26 protein-coding genes are annotated in these 23,738 nt (G+C 59.1%); 1 reads left to right on the top strand and 25 read right to left on the bottom strand.

Annotation, left to right across the window (positions count from 1 at the left end):
• Position 1: 1 nt before the first annotated feature.
• The 14 genes from pilP to EJA05_RS21155 all read right to left on the bottom strand — a co-directional run bounded on the left by pilP (position 2) and on the right by EJA05_RS21155 (position 14,362).
• A complete protein-coding gene (gene pilP, locus EJA05_RS21220) occupies positions 2 to 523 on the bottom strand; it encodes a type IV pilus biogenesis protein PilP (protein ID WP_125859702.1) in 522 nt (173 codons plus the stop codon).
• Positions 513 to 1,838 carry a type 4b pilus protein PilO2 gene (gene pilO2 / locus EJA05_RS21215; protein WP_125859700.1) on the bottom strand — a complete coding sequence of 442 codons (1,326 nt, stop codon included), beginning with the start codon at positions 1,836 to 1,838 and terminating at the stop codon, positions 513 to 515. Before pilO2 ends, pilP begins: the two co-directional genes overlap by 11 nt.
• 11 nt (positions 1,839 to 1,849) lie before the next feature.
• On the bottom strand, positions 1,850 to 3,562 hold the full coding sequence (gene pilN, locus EJA05_RS21210) for a PilN family type IVB pilus formation outer membrane protein (protein WP_407692106.1): 1,713 nt from the start codon (positions 3,560 to 3,562) through the stop codon (positions 1,850 to 1,852).
• Entirely contained in the window at positions 3,562 to 4,710 is a 1,149-nt protein-coding gene (gene pilL2, locus EJA05_RS21205; RefSeq protein ID WP_125859697.1) for a PFGI-1 class ICE element type IV pilus protein PilL2, read from the bottom strand. Before pilL2 ends, pilN begins: the two co-directional genes overlap by 1 nt.
• Before the next feature lie 304 nt (positions 4,711 to 5,014).
• Entirely contained in the window at positions 5,015 to 5,650 is a 636-nt protein-coding gene (locus tag EJA05_RS21200; RefSeq protein WP_223811863.1) for an MAE_28990/MAE_18760 family HEPN-like nuclease, read from the bottom strand.
• Positions 5,640 to 6,725 carry a DUF262 domain-containing protein gene (locus EJA05_RS21195; protein WP_125859695.1) on the bottom strand — a complete coding sequence of 362 codons (1,086 nt, stop codon included), beginning with the start codon at positions 6,723 to 6,725 and terminating at the stop codon, positions 5,640 to 5,642. The genes EJA05_RS21200 and EJA05_RS21195 overlap by 11 nt, the downstream gene beginning before the upstream one ends.
• 173 nt (positions 6,726 to 6,898) lie before the next feature.
• Positions 6,899 to 8,866, bottom strand: a complete 1,968-nt coding sequence (locus EJA05_RS21190; protein ID WP_125859693.1) for a DEAD/DEAH box helicase — start codon at positions 8,864 to 8,866, stop codon at positions 6,899 to 6,901.
• Positions 8,863 to 9,165 carry a hypothetical protein gene (locus EJA05_RS21185; RefSeq protein WP_223811862.1) on the bottom strand — a complete coding sequence of 101 codons (303 nt, stop codon included), beginning with the start codon at positions 9,163 to 9,165 and terminating at the stop codon, positions 8,863 to 8,865. Before EJA05_RS21185 ends, EJA05_RS21190 begins: the two co-directional genes overlap by 4 nt.
• Before the next feature lie 137 nt (positions 9,166 to 9,302).
• A complete protein-coding gene (locus EJA05_RS21180) occupies positions 9,303 to 11,213 on the bottom strand; it encodes a DNA topoisomerase (protein WP_125859691.1) in 1,911 nt (636 codons plus the stop codon).
• Positions 11,214 to 11,330: 117 nt separating this feature from the next.
• On the bottom strand, positions 11,331 to 11,528 hold the full coding sequence (locus EJA05_RS21175; RefSeq protein WP_125859690.1) for a CrpP family ICE-associated protein: 198 nt from the start codon (positions 11,526 to 11,528) through the stop codon (positions 11,331 to 11,333).
• Positions 11,529 to 11,950: 422 nt separating this feature from the next.
• On the bottom strand, positions 11,951 to 12,337 hold the full coding sequence (locus EJA05_RS21170; RefSeq protein WP_125859688.1) for a hypothetical protein: 387 nt from the start codon (positions 12,335 to 12,337) through the stop codon (positions 11,951 to 11,953).
• Between the two features lie 201 nt (positions 12,338 to 12,538).
• A complete protein-coding gene (locus tag EJA05_RS21165; RefSeq protein ID WP_125859686.1) occupies positions 12,539 to 13,081 on the bottom strand; it encodes a single-stranded DNA-binding protein in 543 nt (180 codons plus the stop codon).
• A 13-nt stretch (positions 13,082 to 13,094) separates the two neighbouring features.
• Positions 13,095 to 13,631 carry a DUF3158 family protein gene (locus tag EJA05_RS21160; RefSeq protein WP_125859684.1) on the bottom strand — a complete coding sequence of 179 codons (537 nt, stop codon included), beginning with the start codon at positions 13,629 to 13,631 and terminating at the stop codon, positions 13,095 to 13,097.
• A gap of 5 nt (positions 13,632 to 13,636) precedes the next feature.
• A complete protein-coding gene (locus tag EJA05_RS21155) occupies positions 13,637 to 14,362 on the bottom strand; it encodes a PFL_4669 family integrating conjugative element protein (protein WP_125859682.1) in 726 nt (241 codons plus the stop codon).
• A gap of 348 nt (positions 14,363 to 14,710) precedes the next feature.
• Between EJA05_RS21155 and EJA05_RS28285 the strand changes: the two genes are divergently transcribed.
• Positions 14,711 to 14,863, top strand: a complete 153-nt coding sequence (locus EJA05_RS28285; protein ID WP_190306015.1) for a hypothetical protein — start codon at positions 14,711 to 14,713, stop codon at positions 14,861 to 14,863.
• A 90-nt stretch (positions 14,864 to 14,953) separates the two neighbouring features.
• Here EJA05_RS28285 and EJA05_RS21150 read toward each other — a convergent pair whose 3' ends face one another.
• The 11 genes from EJA05_RS21150 to EJA05_RS21105 are packed head-to-tail and all read right to left on the bottom strand — an operon-like array spanning position 14,954 to position 23,710.
• Positions 14,954 to 15,691 carry a prepilin peptidase gene (locus EJA05_RS21150; protein WP_125859680.1) on the bottom strand — a complete coding sequence of 246 codons (738 nt, stop codon included), beginning with the start codon at positions 15,689 to 15,691 and terminating at the stop codon, positions 14,954 to 14,956.
• On the bottom strand, positions 15,684 to 16,982 hold the full coding sequence (locus tag EJA05_RS28875; RefSeq protein WP_407692081.1) for an STY4528 family pathogenicity island replication protein: 1,299 nt from the start codon (positions 16,980 to 16,982) through the stop codon (positions 15,684 to 15,686). The genes EJA05_RS21150 and EJA05_RS28875 overlap by 8 nt, the downstream gene beginning before the upstream one ends.
• Positions 16,979 to 17,668 carry a DUF2857 domain-containing protein gene (locus tag EJA05_RS21145; RefSeq protein WP_125859678.1) on the bottom strand — a complete coding sequence of 230 codons (690 nt, stop codon included), beginning with the start codon at positions 17,666 to 17,668 and terminating at the stop codon, positions 16,979 to 16,981. The genes EJA05_RS28875 and EJA05_RS21145 overlap by 4 nt, the downstream gene beginning before the upstream one ends.
• A 32-nt stretch (positions 17,669 to 17,700) precedes the next feature.
• Entirely contained in the window at positions 17,701 to 19,395 is a 1,695-nt protein-coding gene (locus EJA05_RS21140; protein ID WP_125859676.1) for a ParB family protein, read from the bottom strand.
• A 1-nt stretch (position 19,396) separates the two neighbouring features.
• Complete coding sequence (locus EJA05_RS21135; protein WP_125859675.1) at positions 19,397 to 19,735, bottom strand: Arc family DNA-binding protein; 339 nt, start codon at positions 19,733 to 19,735, stop codon at positions 19,397 to 19,399.
• Positions 19,736 to 19,745: 10 nt separating this feature from the next.
• Positions 19,746 to 20,750 carry a nucleoid-associated protein YejK gene (gene yejK, locus EJA05_RS21130; RefSeq protein WP_125859673.1) on the bottom strand — a complete coding sequence of 335 codons (1,005 nt, stop codon included), beginning with the start codon at positions 20,748 to 20,750 and terminating at the stop codon, positions 19,746 to 19,748.
• Positions 20,750 to 20,983: a hypothetical protein gene (locus EJA05_RS21125; RefSeq protein WP_125859671.1), complete on the bottom strand. Its 234-nt coding sequence runs from the start codon at positions 20,981 to 20,983 to the stop codon at positions 20,750 to 20,752. The genes yejK and EJA05_RS21125 overlap by 1 nt, the downstream gene beginning before the upstream one ends.
• Positions 20,976 to 21,500 carry a hypothetical protein gene (locus EJA05_RS21120; protein WP_125859669.1) on the bottom strand — a complete coding sequence of 175 codons (525 nt, stop codon included), beginning with the start codon at positions 21,498 to 21,500 and terminating at the stop codon, positions 20,976 to 20,978. Before EJA05_RS21120 ends, EJA05_RS21125 begins: the two co-directional genes overlap by 8 nt.
• Positions 21,490 to 21,672: a hypothetical protein gene (locus EJA05_RS21115; RefSeq protein WP_125859667.1), complete on the bottom strand. Its 183-nt coding sequence runs from the start codon at positions 21,670 to 21,672 to the stop codon at positions 21,490 to 21,492. Before EJA05_RS21115 ends, EJA05_RS21120 begins: the two co-directional genes overlap by 11 nt.
• The gene (gene dnaB / locus EJA05_RS21110; protein ID WP_125859665.1) at positions 21,669 to 23,015 is read right to left on the bottom strand and encodes a replicative DNA helicase; all 1,347 of its coding nucleotides are present in this window, start codon (positions 23,013 to 23,015) and stop codon (positions 21,669 to 21,671) included. Before dnaB ends, EJA05_RS21115 begins: the two co-directional genes overlap by 4 nt.
• Positions 23,012 to 23,710, bottom strand: coding sequence for a DUF2786 domain-containing protein (locus EJA05_RS21105; protein WP_125859663.1), 699 nt, complete (start codon positions 23,708 to 23,710; stop codon positions 23,012 to 23,014). Before EJA05_RS21105 ends, dnaB begins: the two co-directional genes overlap by 4 nt.
• Positions 23,711 to 23,738: the final 28 nt, after the last annotated feature.

The raw sequence follows: 23,738 nt of genomic DNA, 5'->3' as shown, positions 1-23,738 counted from the left end.
CTCAAAGTTGTCCAGGGTTCAGGCCTGGCAGGCTTGTTTGCGGTTGAAGCATTCCCGCCTGGCTACCGAAGCCCAGTGGAAATCGCTTTCCTCCCTTGCTCAGGACCACCCCGTCTAGCGTGATTTGCAGGACACGAAAATCATCCGGCAGCTCGCTACCGGGCTTCGCATCGATCTCGCCGCCACCGCTGTAAATCAGCCTTGCCCGTAACTTTTGTCCGGAGCCGCTGATTTCTTTCACCACCGGTAGTGCCGACTGGCGTGGCCCGGGCGCGGTTACGCCTATGGCGGATGGAAGAACGGCAGTTGGGAAGGGGTCTGTGGACTGCGGTGTGCTCGTAGCTTTGGTAGTCGCTTCGCGCTCGGCTTGAGCCCGCTCAGCCTTTGCCTTGAACAGGATGGTTTCGCTCTGCACCTTGCCGAGCTCGCCGACGTTGATACCGGCGAGGTCTGAAGCAACAGCCTGCGCACTGAGGATGGGCAGCCACAGCGACAGGAACATCAGGCGGAGGTTATTTGGCATACAGGACTCCTGTGACTGACCAAATGAGGTGGTCGGCCTTGATCTCGGTCTTGATCTCCTGCAGGCGCAGTCCCTGGGTCGGGGCCCCGTTGAAGGAGTCGTAAGGCAAAACGCCGGAGGTGTAGGACAGTTGGTACTGCTTCCACTGAGGAGGCGGCGGCGGCGGTGGTACGGCTTGGCCGGGTAGAACTGGCTCTTGAGGCATGACGACCTGCATCTGCTGCAGCTGTGGCTCCTGAGAGAAACCGTGGAACCAGCTGGTCAAAGCGTTGAGAGCGTCACTGGCATCGACCAGGGGATCATCGCCAGCTGCATTGAGAGAGATGTCGAACTTCAGCTTGCCGACGTTGCCTTGCTCGATGATTTCCGGGGTCGCAGTGGCACGGTTGGCGACAGCGCCGGCCAGGTCGTGCGCGGTGCTGTTGCCCGTACGCTGGTAGTTCGCGATGACCTGGTCCCAGTTGCACACTGCATGGTTGAAGGACCATCCTTTGATTTTCAGAGGCAACTGGTACATCACTTGGCTGCAGGCCTCGACGAAGTCGGTGACCGAGGGTTGTTTCGCCCAGGGGTGTTCCAGCGCCTGGAGAGGTTGCTCTGTCCCTGTCTGCTTCTGCAGCTCGGCCAACTCCTCGAGGCGCTTCTTCTCGGCAGCGATGGCAGCTTGGCGCGCGACCTCGGCCTCGTGAGCTTTCCATTGCGACCAGCCCAGTAAGCCACCTCCAATCAGCAAGGCCACGAGGAGCAGCTGAGCCAGTTCAGCTTTGGACATGCCGAGCACGAGCGGACGTAATCGATACTCACGCTTGAGCCGGGACGGCTGGAGCAGTTCGTCGATGTCGATGGGCTCGCCACCCATGGCGAACTCGGTCGGGAGAAATTCTTGTTCGAACTGGATCCCGCGACCACGCTGCTGTAACACTCGCTTGCGGACTTCTGCTGCAGTGCCGATCAGGTCGCAGCCCGGAATGATTCTGCCGTCGTGCACAGCGACGATGGCATAGCGGTCCTGGTCAGCATCAACGGCCCAGGCGGCGATCCACGAATCGCCTAGTTGGCCCGCCAAGGTAGCGGCCAGCGAGTACATGCCTTTGTGGACGTCAGAGGAGCGGGAAACGAAGCCCGCTTGGATCATGAGCGACGTCCTACGGATCGCGACGATGTCCAGGCCGTGCTCATGGCCGTACTGACGCGCTTCCTTCATGTAGCTGGTCATGTTGCCCAGCGGCGTCCAGAGCATGCCTGTCACAAAGACGCGCCCGCGGACCTGAATGGTCTGCACCCGGCTGGTGGGTTTCGGGGTTTCCGTGTTCATGTGTGTCGGCATCACAGGCTGTCCGGGAGGACGATCGGCGTCACCAGCACTACCAGGGCGCTGTGCGTGGTTGAGCGGGTCCGGCCGCCACCCAGACCGAAGAAGCTGGCACTCCCCACCCCGGACTTGCGGGCATCGTCCCCGTTCTCATCGAAACCGGTGAGGATCAGTGTTTCGCCGCTGCGCAGTCGAACCTTCGGCGCTACGTTCTTGGTGTCGTAGTCGGTGGTCTGGACCTTGGAATCATTGCTCTCGAAGTCTTTGAAAAGCGGTTTGCTGCTGATGCTGAGGGTGATCATCAGCAGCATGTTTTCTTTGTCCAAGAGCTTGGGCAGCAGCATCATGTTGAAGCCGCTGGTAATGGTCGCCGGAGTCAGCGACGTGCTTGAGCCCACCGATGCCGTGGTGGTGGTCGAGCTGGATGCAACGTAGCTCTGAACGTTGCCGATCTGGATCGGTGCCGGCTGCAGGTTCAGCGTCGTCACCGATGGCGAACGTACTTCGGATACGCGACCCTGCTCAGAGAGCGCCTGGACCACTGCCTTGGAACCAGCCCATGGGGAACTGGAGGTGTCGAGGATGCTGCCGCTTGCCGAGATTGCTTCAGTGCTGATGCCGGCCACGGTGTTGCTCAGGCCGAAGCCCCACTTCCCAGAGATGGACTTGTATACCGCGCTCCAGTTGACAGCGGTCTGGTCGCTGTCGGTGAAGTTCACCTCATAGACCTTGACGTTGAACAGCACCTGGCGGGTGATGCTGCGGTTGGTGTCTTTCAGGTAGGCAGAGATCCGGTTCAGGACTTCTGGCCGGTCGCTGACGGTGAGCGTACCGGTCGAGCGCGACAGATACAGGCGGCCCTGCGGCTGCACGCTGAGCATGGCCTTGACGTTGCTCTCAATGTCGCTCATCAGCGAGGTCTTGTAGGTCGACTTGGTGCTTTGGTTGCTGCCCGACTCGCCGGAGGCGCCCCCTGATGAGCTCGAAGAGCCCGAGTCACCACTACCGGTCGACGTGAGCAGTCCGGATTTGACGGTGCTCTCGATCTCCAGCTCATCACCGAACGTCCAGACGTCAAAGGTGCGGGTGTCAAAGTAGGTGATACGCACGCCCTGCAGGTCGCTGTCGTAGTGCCACGACAGCCCCAGTCGAGAAGTCACCTGGTTCAGCAGCCCTGAGGTTTTGCCGGTGTAGCTCAGACCCGAGATCAACCCGCCGCTGCTGAGACCCAGGTCAAATGAGCTTGCGCTGCCAGGCATTGCTCCTGCGATACCGTTTGGCAGAAGGCCAGCCAGGCTATCCGGATCGGGCATGGCCGGAGCTGGTCCCCGTGCAGCGCTTCCAGTTGGTTTTGATGAGAGGATCCCGGGATTCAGTGCATCAGGGGCGACGATGACCTGCAGGCCCGTTTCCTTGGTGATGAGCTGGGCCACATCTGAAATCGACACTGCGCCCGCTGGCCGGTAAGCAATGTCACGGTCCAGGCTAAACGGAAGCCCGCGCCGGGTAACCAGCGGCTCAGTGGATACCCATGGCTTGTTGCTGAACACGACCGTGTCGCGGTTCTGCTGCGGCTGTTGGTTCTGCAGGAACTTGTTGTATTGGCTGGCCGTTCGCCCATCCAGCTCAGCACGGTCGAAAGACTCGTTGACGCGTTGGACTGCGCAGCTGCTCAGCATGGCGAGGGCAATCGGGGTGAGCGCCCAGCGGGCCCAGGGAGACTTCATCATTTCTTCTTCCTCTCAGCGACGTACAAGACGCTCTGGGAGCCTTCGCTACCGTCGACCACGAAGGATCGAGGAGCGCTGTCGTAGAGCGGGAACAACTGCTTGACGGCGTCCTGGAACGAGCCTTCGAAGCGCAGCGGGGCCTCGATCGGGTAGTTGAGGTCCTCCTGGGCCCAGATCACACGCCACCGGGCTTTCTTGGCCCATGCCTCCACGCTTTCGCGCAGGGTTGATCCAGCTTCGGCCGTCCATATCTGGGGCAGCGGCCGGGGAGGCGGTACGGGCTTGACCTCGACCACAGGCACCGCAGGCGCTGCAACGGTTGCGACTGGTGCAGCGGACTTCGATTTCGAGAGCTGGCTGGGAGCGCTGGATGCGGGAGGTACGGGTGACGTTGGGGGTTTGGCTGCAGCACTGTGTGACGCAGCTGGAATAGAGCCATCCTTGGCAGGTGCCACTGGGGGGAGCGCGGGGGCCGCTGTTGCAGGTGTTGCTACAGCGGGTGAAGAGGTGGTGATCGGGGCCGAGGCTGGCACCGCGGCGACGACAACGCCTGTTGTCGAAGCGGGGGCTGCTGGGTGGGGTACGGCTGGAGCAGGCGACTTGTCGGCATAGAGCTGGTTGGCCGGCGCCGAAGGGGCTGGCAACTGATAGCCAGGGCGCAGCACGAAACACACCTGACGGTTTACCTCATCGACCTTCACCTGCCAGGCCGGACCGGCAAGGACTTGCAGGGTGTTGCGCAAAGTCATCGGGCCGAGCTTGTATTGGGCGGCGGGCAGAGGGCGGGTGTACAGGATGTTGACGTGCTGCGAGCTCGGTGGGCACAGGGCGTAGCCTGACCGGTCCACTACGTAGAGCATGGCGTCCCGCACGCTGGGGGTCATATTCGACGGAATCGTCACGTCGATGATCTGAGCCATGAGGTCGCGCTGGCTCGCATCCGGCTGGGTGCTCACCAGGGTGTAGCGGCCATACCGCACTACTGGCTCTTTCTCCGCACTCGCTCCGTTCGGGTAGAGGTCTGGTGCAAGCCATTCCGGATTACGGCTGCTATCGAACGCCGGCTTTGGCGGCTGCTCAGCCTTCTGGATCGCACAACCCGCAACGAGTGCGGCGAGCGAGAGAGTGGTCAACTGCCTGATCATGAGGCCCCCTTTAGTCATTGAGGGCAACGGTGACAGCCGGTAGCTTCCCACGCAGCAGAAAATCAATAACCCGCAGAGTCTGAATTTCTGGCGCGCTTGATCAATGTCTACAACTGATCAAATTTCCGGTATGGATGATGTATAGCCAGGTCGATAGCGGTCAGTGGTGACAGACTACTCTCGACCCTTGGTGGCGTTGCGTGTCGCACTCGGCCAATAGTCGCCAGACTTGGCATGGGGCGAGTTCATAGTAGTTAACTTAGGTGTGTCTATGGCCGATTTGTCATTTGACAAAAATATGTAATCATGCCTTGAGCTTGAAAGACTCCGTATCGAAAGACTCGATCAGGCAAACCGCCAAGTCGTGCATAACAAGTAGGGCTGCGTTTTCATATTTCTTATATTCCTGAATGTCTTTGATGATCATTTTTTGACCGTGCGCGATGTCGTTTCGCCGAGATACTAATGTTTTGATTTCGGTCGCATGCTGGTCGATTAATGTAGGAACGACCCCAAGGGCGTGGGCATTATCTCTGTATAAATTTGGCCATAAATTGGAATCTGTTTCTAGCTTTTCCTCAAATGTTGCAATTGAATTTTGCATCTCTAGGAATTTAGTGCTACCAAATTCCCAGAGGTCTTTGTCGCTTAAGGCGCCTCTCAATGACTTGAAATTTTTCCTAAGAGAGAGCGCTGCCATCTCGGAAGTCAACTCAGATCGCTTTACGCTTTTCTTCTCCAGCTCGTCAAGGTATGCGTCCCAAGCGAACTTACAAAAACCTTCATAGTGAGAGTACAGAATCGCCCATGCCCCTCGGAGCAAAGTTTTCTCACGAACCGTACCCTTAGGTGCTCCCATTATTGCAGCCGTAAAGGATGCCAATTCGGCTTCTCGCCAATTCAGATCTGCTTCCAAAATCTCAGAGAGATCAGGCATCATGGGCCTCTTTGAATGAGCGCATGATGGCACTGATCCGACCCTCCAGTTTCTCTTTAGAGTTTGCTCCAGGGCCGGTGTTATTTCGGAAAGCGTCAGTTTGGACCGTGTCAATAATGCATTGCTTAGCTACTTCGTGGGCGGGGGCGAACTGCTGATCTAGGCTGCGCCACGTTCCAATTGTAACTGCTTCATAGTATGCGGGGGCTAGAGCTCCAATTGGATTATTACCGCGATATTTTACAAATGCACCATCCCCGATCGACGTTGCTAGGAAACTGAAGACTTGTTCGAACTGTGACTTCTCTGACGCATAGTCGAAATCTTCACTTTCGAGCAATATGCTCTCCATGTAGCTATCCAGCCAGTCGCGAACGCTGCCTTTGAAGTGTGCAGAGTAATTCTTGGCGGCGAAAAAACGAAGAACCAACTCTTCATCGCCTTTTTTATCATAATCCGACTGAGATAAGGTCTCTGTGCATACTTTGAATTCTGGCAGATTTGCGCAGTCTTTAAGGAAGGCATAGAAGTTGTCGCCGGATTGTCCAATCATGCGTGCGGAGCAATTTCGAATTTCTTGAGGGGCGAGTATAGCGCCGCCAGTGTTCAAGCGTTTGAACATTTCGTACTTTAAAAAAGGCTTGCTTTGTCGCTTTATCATGATCGTGCGCACTGAGGAACGCTTGATTCTTAGGCGTATGGTCAGAGGTAGCTCGGAGAATAACTTTCCGTTGAGGCTGTCAATAAGGTCGCAACCGTCGAGCCTCAAAGGTTCTAGTCCGAGCTTTTCCGACTCAATGAATTGAATTACGCTGCTAACTCGTTGCAAACCATCAATGAGCTCCAGTACCCCGTCTTCGTTCTCGATAACGAAAATCTGTGGCACGGGAAGCTCAAGTATGATGGATTCTATCAGTCGCGACTTTTGATCATCAGTCCACCTAAATAGTCTCTGGTAGTCAGGGTGGATAATGAGCTCTTTGTTGGCATGAAGATTCACAATCTCGCCGAAACTTAGGTCGAGAGATTCGGTTCTGACCTCTCCGATACTTTGGTCAATGTCTTCTACGATATCCATCGTTAGCGTCCGTGATATGGTTTTTAGGTTGCGGCCTGTGGCCGCGTTGTTCGATTGCTCGAGAGGTTCGCAGAAATATTGAACTTGAGGCAAGACATGATTCTCGATTTTCCTCATGGCCAGCACCTTGAGTCACCTCCGGCCGGCTAGCGATTCGCAGATGAGGTTCGAGTTTACTGAGTCATAGTTGAGGCAATCATAGTCTTGGCGAGCGCGTCCTGCTGCTCTTCAGGCTCGATGAGCTCCAAGCTGACCTGACGCTTCGCCAGAAGCATCTGCCACAACTGCTGGTCGATGCTGTTCTCAACCAGTGGAATTTTCACGATCACCGTCCTGAGCTGGCCGTTCCGGTACGCTCGGTCTTCGGCCTGGTCCTGCTGTCCTGGTGTCCACGGCAGGCCCAGGAAGAAAACGTAGTTAGCGGCCGTGAGGTTGTTCCCGGTGCCGGCGGCTCGGGTGGTGCAGATGAATACCCGGCAGTCGGGATCACCCTGAAACTTGTCGATCGCTTTCTGACGTTTGGTGAGCGAGTCACTGCCGATCAGCGTGACATTTCCGATACCGGCCTCAACGCACAGCTCCTTGAGGCGCTCCACGGTAGGTTTAAACTCGCAGAACAGGATGACCTTGTCCTCGGGATCCAGCTCGCTGAGCAAGTCCATAGCGACACGCACCTTCACCTGCTCGAGGTAATGGCGAAGCGCGCCCAGCCTCGCAAAGATCGGCTTGTCTTCGAGGCGGATGCTGTCGTACTTCCGGCGCTCCTCACCCCGCAAGGCCACGGCCAGCAACTGCCGTTGCTTGCCTTTGAGGCCGGGCAGAACGTCTTTGCGGCGGCGGAGCATCCAGTCGCCCAGCTCCGCCCGCAGGTTTTGCCGGAACTCCGGGCTGCCGGCGAAGCGCTCGCAGAAGTCGCTGAGGGGCAGCTGGCCAACGGGGTGCCCTGAGAGACGCAGCAGGGTATGCAGCTCTGTCTCGCGGTTGAGCACGGGCGTGCCGGTGAGCAGGTAGCGATTTGGCACCTTCGCCGCGATATCGAAGCCATGGCGCGTACGCTCGGCGGTCGGCTCCTTCAGCTGGTGGGCCTCGTCGACCACGAGCACATGGTAGTGCTCAGCCAGTAGCACGTAGTCACCGAGGCGCTCGTAATTGATCAGCATCCATTGGGCGTGCGGGTCATGTTTCTGCAGTGCGATTGTCGCGTCGGGGTAGACCGCCAGCACCTCCCGCTGCCAGTTGATCAGCAACGAGGATAGGGTCACGACCAGAATCGGGCGTCCGGCGGCGCTGATGTGAGCGGCGATGACGGCCTGGCGTGTCTTGCCGAGGCCCATATCGTCAGCCAGCAGCGCACTGGTTCGCTGGAGCAGGTGGGCAATGCCTGCTGGTTGGTGATCGAGCAGGGAGTAGCCGAGCAGGGCCTGGGTGATTGCGTCATCGGAGAATTCGGTGCGCTCGATCGGCGAGACGGCAGCGAGGTAGATGTCGTTGGAGGTCTCCTCGCCACTAGCGGTTGCCGAGGGCTCCTGCGGGCCGCCGCCCAGGCTGATGCGCGGAATGTCTGCTGCCGGCACGACAGAACCATCGCCCAGGAGCTCCTGCACAACGTCCAGGATCTCGAACTGCTCCTCTACCAGGCCTAGTTCCAAGATCAGGTTGCTGCGCAGGATTTCGGCGGTGGCATTGATGCGCCATGAGCTGGATCGCCCAAGGAACACGCCGCGCATCCGGCGTGCGACGGCAACCACGCCAGGGTGGTAGTCACCTGACAGCAGGACACCGCCGTCGGCCAGCGGGGCGATGCGCAGCAGCATCCCCCAGGTAAAGGCGTCACGACGTGGAGTGGTCAGCGCTGCCTCGATCTTCTGACGGAATCCCTGCCACGTGTCACTGAACTTTCCATCGGTCAGCTCGAGCAGTTGGTGAAACACCAGATCCAGTTCGTCGATAAGCTTGGCTTTAGGCACTCGCCAATAGCGGCAGAATGGGTGGTCGCCGCGACGTATGAAGAACCCGCTGCGGGCGAACATGACCTTGTTTGCGCCCTCGATGTAGGGCATGAGGATGCCCATGTCGTAGCCGTCAAACACAGCGGCTTCGAGCAGAACTGGTTGGCTATTGAGGAGGCGTGGCCGTTTCAATTGGTGTCCGCGCTCTTGGACTTCATCGGCACCGTTTGGTCGATGTGGTAGGCAGGCACCCAGCGGGTTAAGAGCACTGAGCCGTGAAGCGATCCTCCCTGGCCACTGATGACGTAGGCCGCTGGCTCTGCGTCCTTCGGCACACGCCTGCGCTCCTGCTTCCAGTACCCGGCGGTCTTGATGTCGTCAGGTTGTAGCGGCCAGCACGACTCGCCTGGGCGGGACTCATAGTGGGGAATCTTCGGGTTGCCCGCCTGCTCGGCCTTCAGCCGATCAATGAGTTTTTTGGAACGAGCCACAAGCACCTCCTGGGGAATGAGTAGCCAACACGTCATCATTCGAGGTGCGCCTGCCCGCACCCGTACGAGCGAGCAGGTTGTCAGTTGGAGGAGGACGGCTACAGGAGAAATGGATTACCGCCCTCGAAGCATTTCGGCTACATGCCCCTGGGCTTGGACATATCAGGTTTGCCACTCACAGAGGGGTAGCTCACACGGCAGTTCTTCACCTTGTACCCGGTACACCCCCAGAAATCGTACCCCCCTTCACCACGCTTCTGGCGCCGCGCGAGTGGCATGCCGCATTTGCCACAGACGTGGTTGCTGTCTGCAGTGGATGAAGAGCCTAGCGAGCGTGGTGCCATCGGGACCGTGGGTGCCTGTCGGAGGCTTTCCAGTTCACCCTGGAGGTGCTGGTAGAACTTGGCGACAACCGGGCCGTACTTGTCTTCACCGCGGGCGATCCGATCCAGGTCCTTCTCCAGCGTGCTGGTGAAAGCCAGCTCCAGGAAGCTGAACCGGCCTTCCAATTGGGCGACGGTAGTCTCACCCAGCGGTCCCGGGACCAGCTTGCGTTTTTCCTCGACGACCAGGCCCTTGCTGGTGATGTTCTTCACGATCGCGGAGAACGTGCTGGGTCTGCCAATCCCACGACGTTCCAGTTCCTTGATCAAGCTGGCCTTGGTGAAGCGCCCCGGGGGCTTGGTCTTCTGGTTCAACACCTCGCCCTGGAGCACGTTGAGGATCTGCTTAGGCTGCAGCGCCGGCACTGGATTTTTGGGCAGGTCGGTCGACTCCTCATCCGTGTCATCTTGCTGCAGAAGCTTCATCCAGCCGAGATAGGCTACCGAGCTCCCCGTCGCTGCGAAGCGCAGCGGCCTTTGATCCGGCCCCCTAGCCAGCAGCTTTGCGGTACGCACGTCGTAGATGGCATCGGCGAGCTGGCTGGCAAGCGCCCGGATCCGAATGAGCTTGTACAGCGCCTGTTCATCGGAAGATTCTCCCGCGACCTCGTCATCCCAAGCGGTTGGCGCAATCGCAGGGTGACCTTCCTGGGCGCTGTCTGCTGCCTTGAACGTCCGGCGCTCGTCTACAACGTCGAGCCCCTGGCGCCGTGCGACAGCCTGGATGTCAGGCATGGCCTCATCAGCCAAGTTGGGGTTGTCCGTGCGGTGGTACGTGATGACACCCTGCTCGTACAGGCGTTGCGCGACCTGCATCGTCTTGTCGGGGTCCCACTTCAACGCCACGCTGGCGGCCTGCTGCAAGGTGGACGAAATGAACGGTGCCGGCGGCGGACGCCGCTTCTTGCCGTCTTCGCATGACTCCACGATAACTGCGCGGGTTGCACCGACCCGGGCGGCGAGCGTGCCGTCCTGGACGTAAGGGTTCTCTTTGCTGGCAAAGTCCGGTACCGGCTGCCATACGGCAGTCCAGGCCAAGCCGGACGCTTCGTCCCTGAAGGTCAGTTCTGCGCCGAAGTGGTGGATGACCTTGAAGTTGCGGATCTCCCGCTCGCGCATCACGACCAGGTAGAGCGCAGGGGACTGTACCCGGCCCGCTGACGTGGGTTGCCCCATGACTCGGCGCAGCTCCTGAGTGACGGGGTAGCCCACCAGGCGGTCGAGCACCCTACGGCATTGCTGTGAGGCAACGAGCTGGATGTCGATCTTGCGGGGGTTAGCCAAACCCTCGCGAACACGATTCTGCGTGATTTCATTGAAGGTGACGCGCTTGTACTCGCTGATGCCCAGCGCCTGCTGAATGTGCCAGGCGATGCTCTCGCCTTCGCGATCTGGGTCAGTGGCAATGTAAACCTCGGTGGCATCCTTCAGCGCCTTACGGATCGTGCTGACGTTGCGAGCGCTCTTGGGCAGCATCTCGTATACGGGCCGGAGGTTCTTGAGCACGCCCGTGGTGATCATCGTCTCATCCTGCCCCTTCTCGGGGAGGTCTCGGATGTGGCCACCAGTGGCTACCACTGTCCACTGCTCGCCAGGGCGGATTTTCTTCATCATGGGCCCCAGCTTCTTCAGCTTGCCCGGTGCCTCGATGATCATGAGTTTCATAGGGTGCCCCTGAACAGTTAAATCAGGGAGCACTCTTGCCGCCGACCGGAGACGGCACAACGCGAAATGGTCAACTGAAAGGAGGGGAATTCGTGGGCCAGGCCTACGGAGGAAGGGTCAAAAATTAAGGGTGAGCTGCTGGGCGCGCCTGTACCCTTTCAGCCAGGAGGCCAGCATGGCGGGGTGCTTGTAAGGGCAGGCATGCACGGGAAGCCCTTTCTCGGCGGCTTCCACCCCTGCTGCTTCTACCGCAGGATGGGGGTTATTGAAATGGCGCCTATCCGCTTTTCGCCCCTGGGCAACTTCATTCTGCATCGAATGCTCCTCATCAGCGCGCCTGTTCCTGCCGGGCAAGACACGCCTCAAACGTTCTTGAGACCGGAAATCCCACGTCGAGGCGTTTTTTTGCAGCCACAGCGGCTCAGTTCGATACAAGTTAGCAGCTGTAGGGCGGAGATGCCTTCAGGAAATGGTCATTTGCCAACGCGATGATTTCATACGGGCCCCTGACCTGGGCAAGCGCTGCTTGCAGCGCCCCTTCGGCTACGACTTCCCGTCCTGGTTGCGGGAGCTTCACGAAGCGCGCGCACCCAGACAGCAGGTCGTTGTCGCCCGGAGTTGCGTGGCAGCTGACGCTACGTCAAGAGCGGGCGGTTGCGACGACCTGTCCTTGGTCCCAGAAACTTCACGACTGGCGCCTGAAAATTAAGCCCCACGCCAATGCCCGAGTGCCACGGTTAGTGGGGAACCATGCTGGAGCGGTAGAGGGCCGACCAAGCCAGCAGTGTCCCGCTTGGGTTCTCCAATGCGGCACGCACCATCACTTCGGCGTCCTGATCTGCAATGTCCCAAACTGCCTGCCCAAGTCGAAGGAGCTGAGCCGCCACCCCAGCATCTCGGGCCTTGGTCGCAAACTCATACTCCTCGGCCTGCCCATACTGAAGGGTGGCCTTGAACCGGGAGCGAAGCATTTCGATTGCTTCCACTTCGGCTTCCGGCAGCAGGATCGATTCGCCGTCGAAAAAGACCTGACGGACACCCTTGAGCGCCTCGACGGCTTCCAGGTAGCGGTGAAGTTCCACCGTCGCTTTGACGGAAGGGTACTCAGGGAAATCATGGTTCATCGCACGTAGTCCTCGCAGCAAAGTGAGGTAACGAAGGTCCGTCCTCGCCACCAGAAGCTTCACGAATGGCGCCTGAAAAATCGCCTGCTAGCCAATGACCTGACTGCAAGGGAGATACTGCATCGAGGGGAGGGGAAGCTCGAAGTGACATCCTTGTCACCAGGAGCTTCACGATGTCGCGCGCCAAATTAAGGGAGGGGGTTAGAACGGTTCTTCATCAAAGCCGGGGTAGTCCTGCATGCCCTCTGGCATCGGCTGAGGTGGGCGTTGATCCGGGCCACGATTGTTTTGCGCCTGACCCTGACCCTGGCCCTGGCCTTGACCCTGGGACTGACCAGTCTGCTGTTGATTGGCAGGACGCTGGTCACCGCTCCTGGGCGGGGCGAGCCTGATCTGTTCGACCCGGTGCGGGAGGATTGCTACGCGGCTGGCTTCGACCTTGAGGGCGGACACTTCTTGGCCGCTCTGCTTATCCGTCCAGGTGTCCATGATCGCGCGGCCAATGACCACCACGCGCATGCCCTTCTGGAACAGAGCGGCAAACCGCTCGGCATCCTGGTGCCACCACTCGACGTTGGCCCAGAAGCCACCACGGTCCTTGTAGCTACCCTGGCCGTCAGGGATCGAGTTGTCGAACATCACGTTGAGCCGCAGCATGTGCCGCGGATCTTTGTTGCCGTTGGCGAACGACCGGTGCTCAGCAGCGTTGCCGACGTTGCCTTCCCAAACTACTGGTGTACCCATGGTGTATCTCCGTTCAGTGTTGAGGTGGGTTCATGACCTGCTGCAGTCGAGCCTGATATTCGGCCTCGGCCTGCCCCATCTTTTCTGCGCACTCGGCGGCCTGTTTGCCGATGGAGTGGATGAGGCTGATCTGCATGTTCAGGGTGATTCGGTGTTGCTCCAGGGCAAACAGGTCCTGCAGCAAGTGGGTTGGTGTTTTGGGGGCGTGGACCATCTGAGCCCATACGCCGACACCCATGCGCCGCTCTTGCACGCTTTGCCAGCGAAGAAAGGTTGTGCCAGCCGCTGTGTTTTGCTCGATGAGCCGGACTGGTAGCAGGGCGAATGGATGTTGACGGACCTGGGCCAGCACTTCCTGGGTAAGGGCGCGCAACCCTGCCTCCATCGCCGCACAATGCTCCGCCAACTGGACCAGCTCCCCCTTACCTTTAAAGGGCTTTAAAAGGCCTTTTAGTGAGGCACTCTGTTGCAGCCCCTGATAGGCACCCTGTTGCAGCGGTTTGAAGGCACCCTGTTGCAGCGTCTCCATTGGTTGGGTGTCCGAACGCATCAGGCTCAGGCCTCGTCTTCGTGATCGTCATCCATCTCTTCGCCTGGGCCTGCCGAGCCACGGCGGATAGGAGGAGCGAAGTTCGAGCGACGGGTGCCTTCCAGGATGTCCTGGGGAATATCGCCGTGGCGCCGGTACATCTCACGCGCGTTCTCGGCCCGGGCATTGTTGGCGGCGAAGTCGTCACGCGATGCGCCGGAGAAGCGATGGAGCTGGGCCAGCCCAAAGAGACTGCGCAGCAGGTGTGCGCCTTCATCGATCCAGATCTCGCCATCGCGGCGACCGATCATGGCGACGTGCTGAGCCAGCAAAATGCGGCGGACGACTTCGTCGTACTGAGTCAGCAGGTGGACGCCTTTGAACCCCAGCGGGTTGGCGATGTAGAGCGGCATTTTCAGTGGGTGGATCGAAAGGTTTTCACCGATCTCCAACGCCTTGGGCAGTTGAGCCATCACGGCATCGAGACGGCTGTCGATGGCCTTGAGAGCATCGTCTACCTCCTGGATCTTTTCCTCGATCCTGATCATCCACCAGTCCGAGTACGGGTCGTCTTGCGAGGCGGCGCGATCGATCTGGTTGATCTTGAGGCAGAAGCCGGCGAGGCCGAGGATGCTGTGCTTGTCCTCGCTCTTCTGGCGGCCAAGCCAAATTCGAGCAGCATGATGGGTGTGGAGAGTCAGCTGTACCTGGCTCCTGAGGGAGCCGATGTTGAGCTGATAGCTGTCAGCCATGGACATGGTTTCCTTATATAAGGTGGGTGAACGATGTCCATGCTGCTTTCCGGCCGGCAGGGGCGCAGCAATAAATGAAGAACCCAGGGTGCTGGATTTGTCGGGGGACAGTGATAGAGCCGGTGGAGGGGTGGTGCCAGCACCCCCATTGGGCTGGTTGCCACCGCCAGTGCTCAGATCGGTGAGTGGTGCGGCCCGCACCACTTCGAGGTGGTGGCAGCGCCACCACTGGGCTGATTGCCACCGCCGGTGCTCAGGCCGGTGAGTGGTGCGGGCCGCACCACTTCGAGGTGGTGGCAGCAGCGCCACTGGGCTGGTTGCCACCGCCGGTGCTCAGGCCGTTGAGTGGTGCGGGCCGCACCACTTCGAGGTGGTGGCAGCAGCGCCACTGGGCTGGTTGCCACCGCCGGTGCTCAGGCCGGTGAGTGGTGCGGGCCGCACCACTTCGAGGTGGTGGCAGCGACACCACTGGGCTTGGCCGACAGCGTCGGTGATGCCTGAGAGTGGTGTAGCTCACACCACTTCGAGCTGTTGCCAGTGGCAACACCTGGGTGGCCGTTGAGAAGCGATGAGCTTAGGGCGGCCGGTACGTCAGTGCTGAACGTGGTGACTGAGCGTCCCAGCAATAAAGACCGCCCAACCCGCGAGCGATAGAGATGGCCCAAAGGGCATGTTTACGCTGTTGGCTCCGTTTTCTACGAGACGCAGGTATACCGTGAGGCTGGCTGCGATCAGCAAAGAGCCAGCCACTGTGCAGGGAACTACTTGCCAGCCACCCCACGCACCGATCAGTGCCAGCAGCTTAAAGTCGCCCGCGCCCAGGCTCTCTTTGCCAGTTACAAACTTGACCAGGTGGTAAACCGACCAGAGGCTCACATAGCCAATGACAGCCCCCCAGAACGCCTCTAGAAGTGTCGTGAACACCCCGAAAGAGTTGAGCGCCAAACCTACCCAGAGACCGGGGATTACCAGGACATCCGGCAGTAGGTGGTGCTGCCTGTCGATCAAACTCAGAGTCAGCAAACACCACGTCAATAGCAGGGAAAACAATGTCTGGAGCGATGCCCCAAAGTCCAATGTCACCACGAGCGACAATCCTGCGCAGCCGATCTGTACGATCCAGACCTCCGTTCGGGATGCTCCGGTCAGTCGGAGATCGAGAGGCTTGCCGAGACCCAGCCCAAGCAATTCCCTGGCATCACGCTGCCACCGATACTCAAGGACTGCCGGCAACCAAGAGGCAACCCAGACGCACAGACGTCCGACCAGCATACCCAGCGCGATGGTACCGAGCGACAGGGTGACCTCAGCACCCATCCACTCACGCATCAGTGCCTCCCATTCGGCGACGGGGATCCAGCAACGCTTGTAGTGAGCTCAGCGCCGAGTTGGCTGTCTGCATAGCGGTTGCTGTCGGTGCAGGCCTCTGAGCAGAGGGCTGGGCTGGCTGTGCAGTCGCCTTCGTCTGGGGCATTGGCGTTGGAGAAGGAGCCGACGCTGAAGGGGTCCACTGGGCATTGAATTCACCCCGGATAGCCTTGCCAGCTAGGGTCGCCAGGTATGCAAGGGGCTTGGCCACGTTCCCAGTCGTGCATCGATGCTTCCACTGGTTCATCACTGCCTCTCGGACATGCTCCGGTACTGGCCCCATGATTTCTCGCGCCTTCACCCGGTCTTCGGGCTTGAGAAGATCCAGAGCAAGCAACCACGTCACACCTGCGCTCTCGCGAGGTTGTACAAAGCTTTTAGATACAGACTTGTCTGTATTTGTATACGTACTAGCTGAGTTCGGATTCCGAACTGAGGGTGTACTCAGTGGTTTTTGGCTGAGTTCGGATTCCGAACTCAGTGGCAGCGCGCCCTGTTTCGCTGAGTTCGCACTGAGTTCGGATTCCGAACTCAGCTCATCCGCGGGCAAGTCTGGCTGAGTTCGGATTCCGAACTCAGGGGCAGGTAGGGCATTCTGCTGGCTCTCGACGGCCCAGGTTTGAGCATTCAGACGATCGCTCAGCGTGTCCATGCGTGAAGGCAACCGGCGGCCTACATCGGGATCGCTGGTGAACTCTCGCCAGGTGACCGCGGCGATCTCCTTGATAGCTTTGTTCTGATGTTCCATGGACTGCATCAGCAGCGTCATGTAGTCCTTGTCAAACTCGAGGGCCTCGGCCGGAGTCACGGGTTCATCGTGCAAAAGGTAGACGTTGCCTTGAACTTGCCCGCTGATTTCGTTGCGCACAGTCCGTCCGAGACTCAACCATCGGGTCAAGCGCAGGACGGTCAAGGCTTTGGCCACTGTCTCTCTCGACGCATGCTTACCTGGGCTCATGCCAAGGTAAGGGCGAAGTTGGTCATAGGTTGGAAAGGCGGTGATGCCGTCTTCATTCACAAGCAGGCGGAAGACTTGCCAGCAGTTGCGTTCTAGAGGGGTCAGACGATTGTCGAGCAGGAGTCGGCGCGGGACCGTTTCATGTGGGTTGCCACTGAAAATAATCCCGGCGTATGGGGTTGCTGGTGCAGCAGTAGGGGCGGTGTCCTCAGCTCTCTTTTTTTGCACATGGGCCTCGAGTTGCCCCGAGGCCGAATCTAGGAGCGTGGAAATCGGGAACCGTGCGAATTTCATTGTCTGCGATCGCCTTCTCCAGGGTGAGCGGAGGAGGTTTCATCGACACGGCCTATGCTCCCGGTTTCCAACAAAAGGAGTTGTCGACGTTCGGGCGCTTTGGCTTTCTCCTGTCCCACTGGGTACAAGCCTTGCTCGATCCACCCGGTGATACGGGACCAAATCTGTGCCAGGGTTAGGCCGTCAGTGAGCAGTTCCTCGGCAACCAGCATGGCTACATCAAGCATGGCCATGCTGTCCTCGAGGTCGACCTCGTGCTCATCCATCAGCTTGGTCCAGCGATGCCAAATGTGGTGGTCCTGATCCTCGGACAGTTCTTGCCAGCGGCCGCGCGGCGCGCGGACACCGATGACGGTGCGCTGCAGCGCGATCTCCTGTGGAGTCAGCCCGAAGAATTTGTTCAGCAGATTTGTGGTGGCGCCAAGGCGAATGGCCCGCTCGGTCAGCCGCGCCTCTTCTTCAGTACGGGCTGCACCCGTCAGGAGTTTGAGGATCATCTCGCTATTGATAGACACATTTACCCAGCTGACAGACGTATTGCGAAGCAGGCTGAGAACCGTGGGATGCTGAATCTGGCCCAGCACCTCAGGTCCAACGCCCATCTCAAGGCAACGCTGAAGCTGCCCGTTGCGCATCAGATCAAGTAACTGCGACAGGACTGCTTCGTTAAGTGTTGACTTGGACATTGAGACTCCCTCCCATTCATCTCGTCTAGCGTTCAGGCGTCCTGCGAGGACTGTTTGAACTCTTCGATTTCCAAGTCGATTAGCCGGCGTGCCAGTCGGATAATGCGGAACAACTTGACCAGTGCGCCGTCGCTCAGACGGCCTTCGTCGCCAGGCACTTGTCCCACTCCCTGTGGCTGACCCAGCAGCAACTGGCCAAGGCCAGCGGCGAATTCAAACTCGCCCAATGCGCTGGCGGGGTCTGGTTGTTCATTCAACATATTGAGAGCGATGGCCATGGCACCGCTCAAGGACTGAAGCAGCGTCAGGGTATGTTGAGTTGTTGCAGTGATTTCAACGTCGGTATCCGGCTGTTTGTACTTGAACCCAATCCCACCTTCGATCGCCTGGATATCTCCTGGGCCGTTGACTGACTCGAGGATCTCCACTGCCAGTTGCGCTACCTGGTTGCGCAGCTCAGCAGGCTCGTCAATTTGGCGCTCGATGTACCAAAGGTCTGTGATGGGGTGCAGCCCACCGGCCTGGACAGGGATCGCGACTAAGCAGTTCGAGTTGAAGTCGGGCAGCGTCTCGCCACTGAGTGCGGCCAACTTCGCTTTTGTCTCAACCACACGCTGGCTGAGGTTCGCAGGGGAAGCAATATGTTCTGCAATCCTTGCCTGTTGTTCCTCAGGGGTGAGCGCGGTGCCCGGCGCCGGACCAGCTGCAGGGAGTGGTGCAGATGCGGGCTTCTGCGAGCCTCCGGTGTCCCCAGGCGCCTGGCGTGGTGGGGGAGGTGTTGAGTTTCCATCAGCACCTGGAGGAGGGGGGGTAGTAGCTGGAGCAACTGCAGGCAGATCAACCACCGGCGTTGAGCGACGAAGTCTGTCCTGCTGCTGAGTGATCTCCAGCAGAATGTCCTCATAGCCCAGCGGTAGCGATTTCTTCATCGTGCCGATGAGCTCGTCCTGGAAACGCTGGAACAGAAACTCTTCTGCTTCGCCTTCGAACTGAGCAAGGACGTCCTGGAACAGCATCTCAAAGTCTACGGCTTCACCGCTGTAATGCTTCTGCCAGCAGGCCAAGCTCGTTTTTCGAAGAGCAATGATCTTGCTGATCCGATCAATACCCAAGCCCGAGTACAACAGTCCAGGCACCGCAGGTAGCAGGTAGTGAAGGGTGTCCATCATTCTACTGATGTGTGAATGAGAGATTGGATACCCATCTTTGGTTAGGCGACGGGAGAGCTCGCGAACGCCAATCTCTTCGCCACCTTCGGCCTCGTATAGTGCTTTTGCCTTGCCAACACCCACGGCACGCTCGATGAATTTGAGCTCACCTTTCAGATCTTCGGCCAAGTGGCCGGTGAGCATTACGATCTCGCCCCGGACCTGGTCCCACGGACGGAACAGGACATTGATCCGCTGGAACTTTTCGTCGCCAGTTTCTTGAAACAGCTCCTTCAAGATTGTGATCCGCGTGTTGCCACCGTTACGGATACGGTATTTCTCCTCACCAGGCCGGCGGGTTACCGGCGGGGGGGTATCGAGGCCGCGGTTGCGGATCGACTCCTTGAGCTCGTCATACCGAGGGTTACGCGTGGTACGAGGGTTGTCCTCCCAAGGGAGGACCTCGTCCACGCCAAGCACCAGTGCGGTATCAGCGATTGGATCGCTCATGGCAGCAGTTGACCCTGTCGGGATGAAGCCAGGGGCCAAGAGCTTGGCTCTGAGGTCTGTAGCGGCCATATCAAGCTCCTACCGCAGCAATGTGGAGGGGAGCCAGAGGAGAGTGACGGACCAGGTGCAGCACTTCCTGGATGTCGTCCTGTGTCGGAACCGCGTTCTGCAGCAGACGATCGATGATCCGATATGCGCGGGTCAGCTCGGATTTCAACTCTTCTGTATTGGTGGCGTCTGCCTGGGCGGGCTCAAACTGGGGGTTGACCAACGATTGCTCAAGGCGATCGATAATCTCGCTGTTCATGGAGCGATGATTCTTGCGGGCCACTTCAGCCACTTGCTCACGCATGCCGTCGGGCAGGCGAACTACGAATTTGTCGGCGATGCGGGATTTGGTTGCGTTCATGGTGTTCTCCTTACTGGCGGCGCTTGAGTTGGTCGGTGAGCTGAGTGGGCAGGTTCTTGATCGTCAGGGAGCCGGTGTCGGCGTCGTAGGTGACGTTGGAACCGAGAAGGTGCGCTTCAAAGCTGATCGACAGGCCCTCGGCGCGGCCGGTGAAACGGCGGAATTGATTGAGCGTGCGCTTGTCGGCCGGTATCTCGGGTGACAAGCCGTAATCGCTGTTGCGGATGTGGTCGTAGAACGCCTGAGGGCGGTCATCATCGAGCGCCTCCGACAGCTCCTGCAGGGAGAGGGGCTGACCCAGCTTTGTCTGGGTGGTGGCGTAGTCGAGCAGCGCATGGGTTTTCTCCCGAGCGCTTTCTTCAGGGAGGTCCTCTTTCTCGACGAACTCGGTGAACGCCCTCAGCAGCGTACGGGTCTCGCTTGGGCCGTTCACGCCTTCCATGCAGCCGATGAAGTCGCGGAAGTAGTCGGAGCTCTTCCTACCTGTTTTGCCCTTGACGAAGGAGATGTACTGCTTCGAGTTTGGATTATTGCGCCACTCGCTCAGGTTGATCCGGGCAGCGCAGGTGAAGTTGCTGGTGTCCAGGTAGCGCGAGACCACCACATTCAGGTCGCCGTCCACAGCCACCGTCTCGACTTGCTGCAGGATGGCGATCATCAGATATTCCGTCATGCCCTGCTGGTAGTGGCTGAAGAGCACGTGGCCGCCGGTCGACAGGTTGACCTCTTCAAGGAGCTTCTGCAGATGTTCGATCGACACTCGGCTGAAACTGGTGAAGTCTTGCTGCTCGTCCAGGTACTCCCGCAGCCAGCCGCTGAAAGGGTAGGCGCCCGACTCTGGGTGGAAGAAGCCCCACGCTTTGCCCTGCTTGGCGTTGTAGCTGTCGTTCAGGTCACCCTGGAGATTCTCGATGGCATCGGTGGGTGGAAGCTCAGTGTCACGGGCGTGAAGGACGGCGGGGCTGCCATCCGGCTGCTTGTTGAGTTGGTGAACAATTGCATGTCGGATCGGCATTACAGAATCCCCCGGGAGGAGTTGTTTTGGACTTCCGCACGGCGAAGCAGCGCCCGAGTGTTGCGCTCGGAACGGTGGTCGCTTGGTGTGCAGGAAGTGAAGATCGGTGCGAAGCCGGCCTTGCTGAACTTCAGGTGACCGCTGTGGGATCGGCTGAGGGTCCAGCCCTCGGCGAGTGCAAACTCGGCAAGCCGGCGAACGCTGTCGTGCGCGCCGCGAAGGAGGTTACGCATTGGCGGTCTCCTCCGTGGCGAGTGCATTGCCCGCTTGGATGGCCACGATCTCCGGGTTGTTACCTGGGTACTGGGTGGCCAGGTCAGTGAGGAACTCACGAGCAACCTCACGCGCTCCAGGAATGCGAAACACCACGGTGCAGTGATGAGCCTCGTGCTGGGCGCAGGCCAGGTGGGGGGTCACTGCCACCTTCAGACCGCATCTCAGCAGGTGCCTGGGTACCCACACAGACCAGAAGTAGTTCGTCAGCAGGGCTGCTTGACCGACAAGGGTTGCGGCCAGCGTCCCAGCATCACTGCTCTCCAGCTCGATATATTGCAGCTCGGCTAACTCCTGCAGAGCCTCGTTCAGCTCAACAGGCACTGTGGTTTCACCGAACTGGGTGAGCCGTGAGACAACCTGGCCTAGAGCATCCAGCCAAACGGCGTTGACGCCAGACTGATGCGCGAAGGCTAGGGCTGACTGGTCAGTGTTTGCGATCGCAGGTATCGACGGATAGGTACGCTCAATTTGCACAGGGCACCTCTTCAAGACGCTCGATGTCGTAGCTACCGCAGACCGGGCATACCAGCACCTCTGCCTCACCTTCAGGGGTGTGCTCGGCAGGGTGCACCTGCCGAACCTGGTGCAGGGGAAAATGCCGACCACAGCCGCGGCAGTCATGGGTAATCAGTTGGGGTTGCGTCATGCGGCGGCTCCTTGCCAGTGGTCGGCAGTGAGGTTTGCGAAGCGGGTTTGATTGGCGATGAAGGCCGCACGAACGTGGCCGACTGGACCGTTGCGGTGCTTACCAATAATCAGCTCGGCGATGCCTTTGAGCTCGCTGTCCTCGTTGTAGACCTCATCCCGATAGACGAAGAGGATGAGGTCTGCGTCCTGTTCGATCGCACCGCTATCGCGCAGATCAGCATTCACGGGGCGCTTGTTCGGCCGGCGCTCCAGATCACGATTGAGTTGGGAGAGAGCCATGAAGGGGCAGTTAAACTCCTTCGCGATGCCCTTGAGCGAGCGTGAGATCTCGCTGATCTCATTGACCCTGTTTTCCTGCCCAGGGCTGCGCATCAGCTGCAGATAGTCCGCCATGATCAGGCACGGCTTACCGAAGCGCCGGCTTGCCCGCCGTACCTTCGCACGCATCGCGGCAGGGGTAAGGTTCGCGCTGTCATCGATGACCAGGCGGTTACCGTACTGGTTCATGCGATGAACGGCGGCGGACAACTTCGGCCAGTCTTCATCCTGCAGTTGGCCGGACAGGAGCCGACTCAAATCGATCTGACCAAGGATGGCCAACATGCGATAGATCAACGCATCGGTCGGCATCTCCATGCTGAACACCAGCACGATCTCGTCGGCGGTCTTGGCCAGAGCAGCATCGACGATGCTCAAGCAGAACGAGGTTTTACCCATCGATGGGCGAGCGCCCACGATGATCAGATCCGCCGGCTGCAAACCTCGGGTCATCTCATCAAGGTCGGTGATTCCAGTCGGAACGCCTGTCACGGTCACATGGCCGTTGAAGTTGGAGTCGATCTTGTCTACGACAGACAGCAGCGCCGCATTCATATCGGCGAACTCGCTGACAACACGGCCTTCGCCCAGATTGAATAGCTTCTGCTCGAGCGTGTCCTGTACCTCGGCGGCGTCAGCGGCCAACTCTGCAGCGTCCCGGGTACCCTGGAAGCACAAGGACATGATGCGGCGGAGATGCGCGCGGTTCCGCACGATCTCGGCATACGACTGGATGTTCGCTACTGACGGCGTGTTCTTCGCCAGTTCTGCCAAGTAAGCAAGGCCACCTACTTCCTCAGGGATGGCCATCGCTTCAAAGACAGTCACTATGTCGAACGGGCTATTCTTCTCGGACAAGTCATGGATGGCCTGGAAGATCGCCTTGTGCTCAGCACGGAAGAAGTCATCCGCCTGCAGTTGGTCCCCGACTAGATCCCAGGCTTCGTTGTCCAGCATCAGCCCGCCCAGAACGCCTTGCTCGGCCTCGATGGAGTGGGGAGGGGAGAGGTCCAGATTCATCATCTGCTACCTCCGTGGGCGATTGCCACCTGCTGGCTACGACCCAAACCACGGTGGAGCTGGGCTCTTTTCCCCTGCTTGAAACCAGCCTCCAACGAACCCTGGTCGTGACCCTTGGCCTCGGTCGGGGTGATGTTGAAGTGTCGTAGCCCTGGGTGATGCAGGGTGATGTAGGCGGTGATATCGGCCTGAGCGTCAGGTGCCAGGTCGTCCGCGAACTCTCTCACCTTGAGCGCTACTGCGTTAATCCAGCCTTCTGCGAATAACTGGCCACGACGCCGTTTTGTCTTGAGCTGGCAACGTGTCTGTTGCGCCACATGCTCGCGCCGTGCCTTCTGGAGTTGCAGTAAAAGGCTGCTGTAGGCATATGCCGCGACTTCCGGGCCAACACCTTTCCCCAGGAACTTGAAGCAGTAGCCCTTCGAGGGGTGGTAGTACGACAGATGGCTGCAGTCGAAAGCACTCGCGCAGACGGCTGCGAGCGAGTGCTGCCAGTCAGCAGGGGAGCGCCGGGTCTGCGTAGAAACACTGGCTTCTTCGACCTGACTAGCTCGAAGCTCATCGGACTCGATGTTGTACCGGACCATAAGTGCCCGGGCTTGGCGCAAGGCAGTTGCAGCCTCATTCGTGTTTGCCTCAGGTCTGTTGGCCAGGGCCATCAACTTGATGACTTTGTTGAGCACCTGCTGCTTGTCCATCAGGAGCCCTCCCCAAGTCGGTGAGGGC

This window comes from Pseudomonas oryziphila, assembly GCF_003940825.1.
In the GTDB taxonomy this organism is placed as follows: domain Bacteria; phylum Pseudomonadota; class Gammaproteobacteria; order Pseudomonadales; family Pseudomonadaceae; genus Aquipseudomonas; species Aquipseudomonas sichuanensis.
Note: the sequence above shows the minus strand (reverse complement) of the source record. Positions and strands in the feature narration are given on the sequence as shown.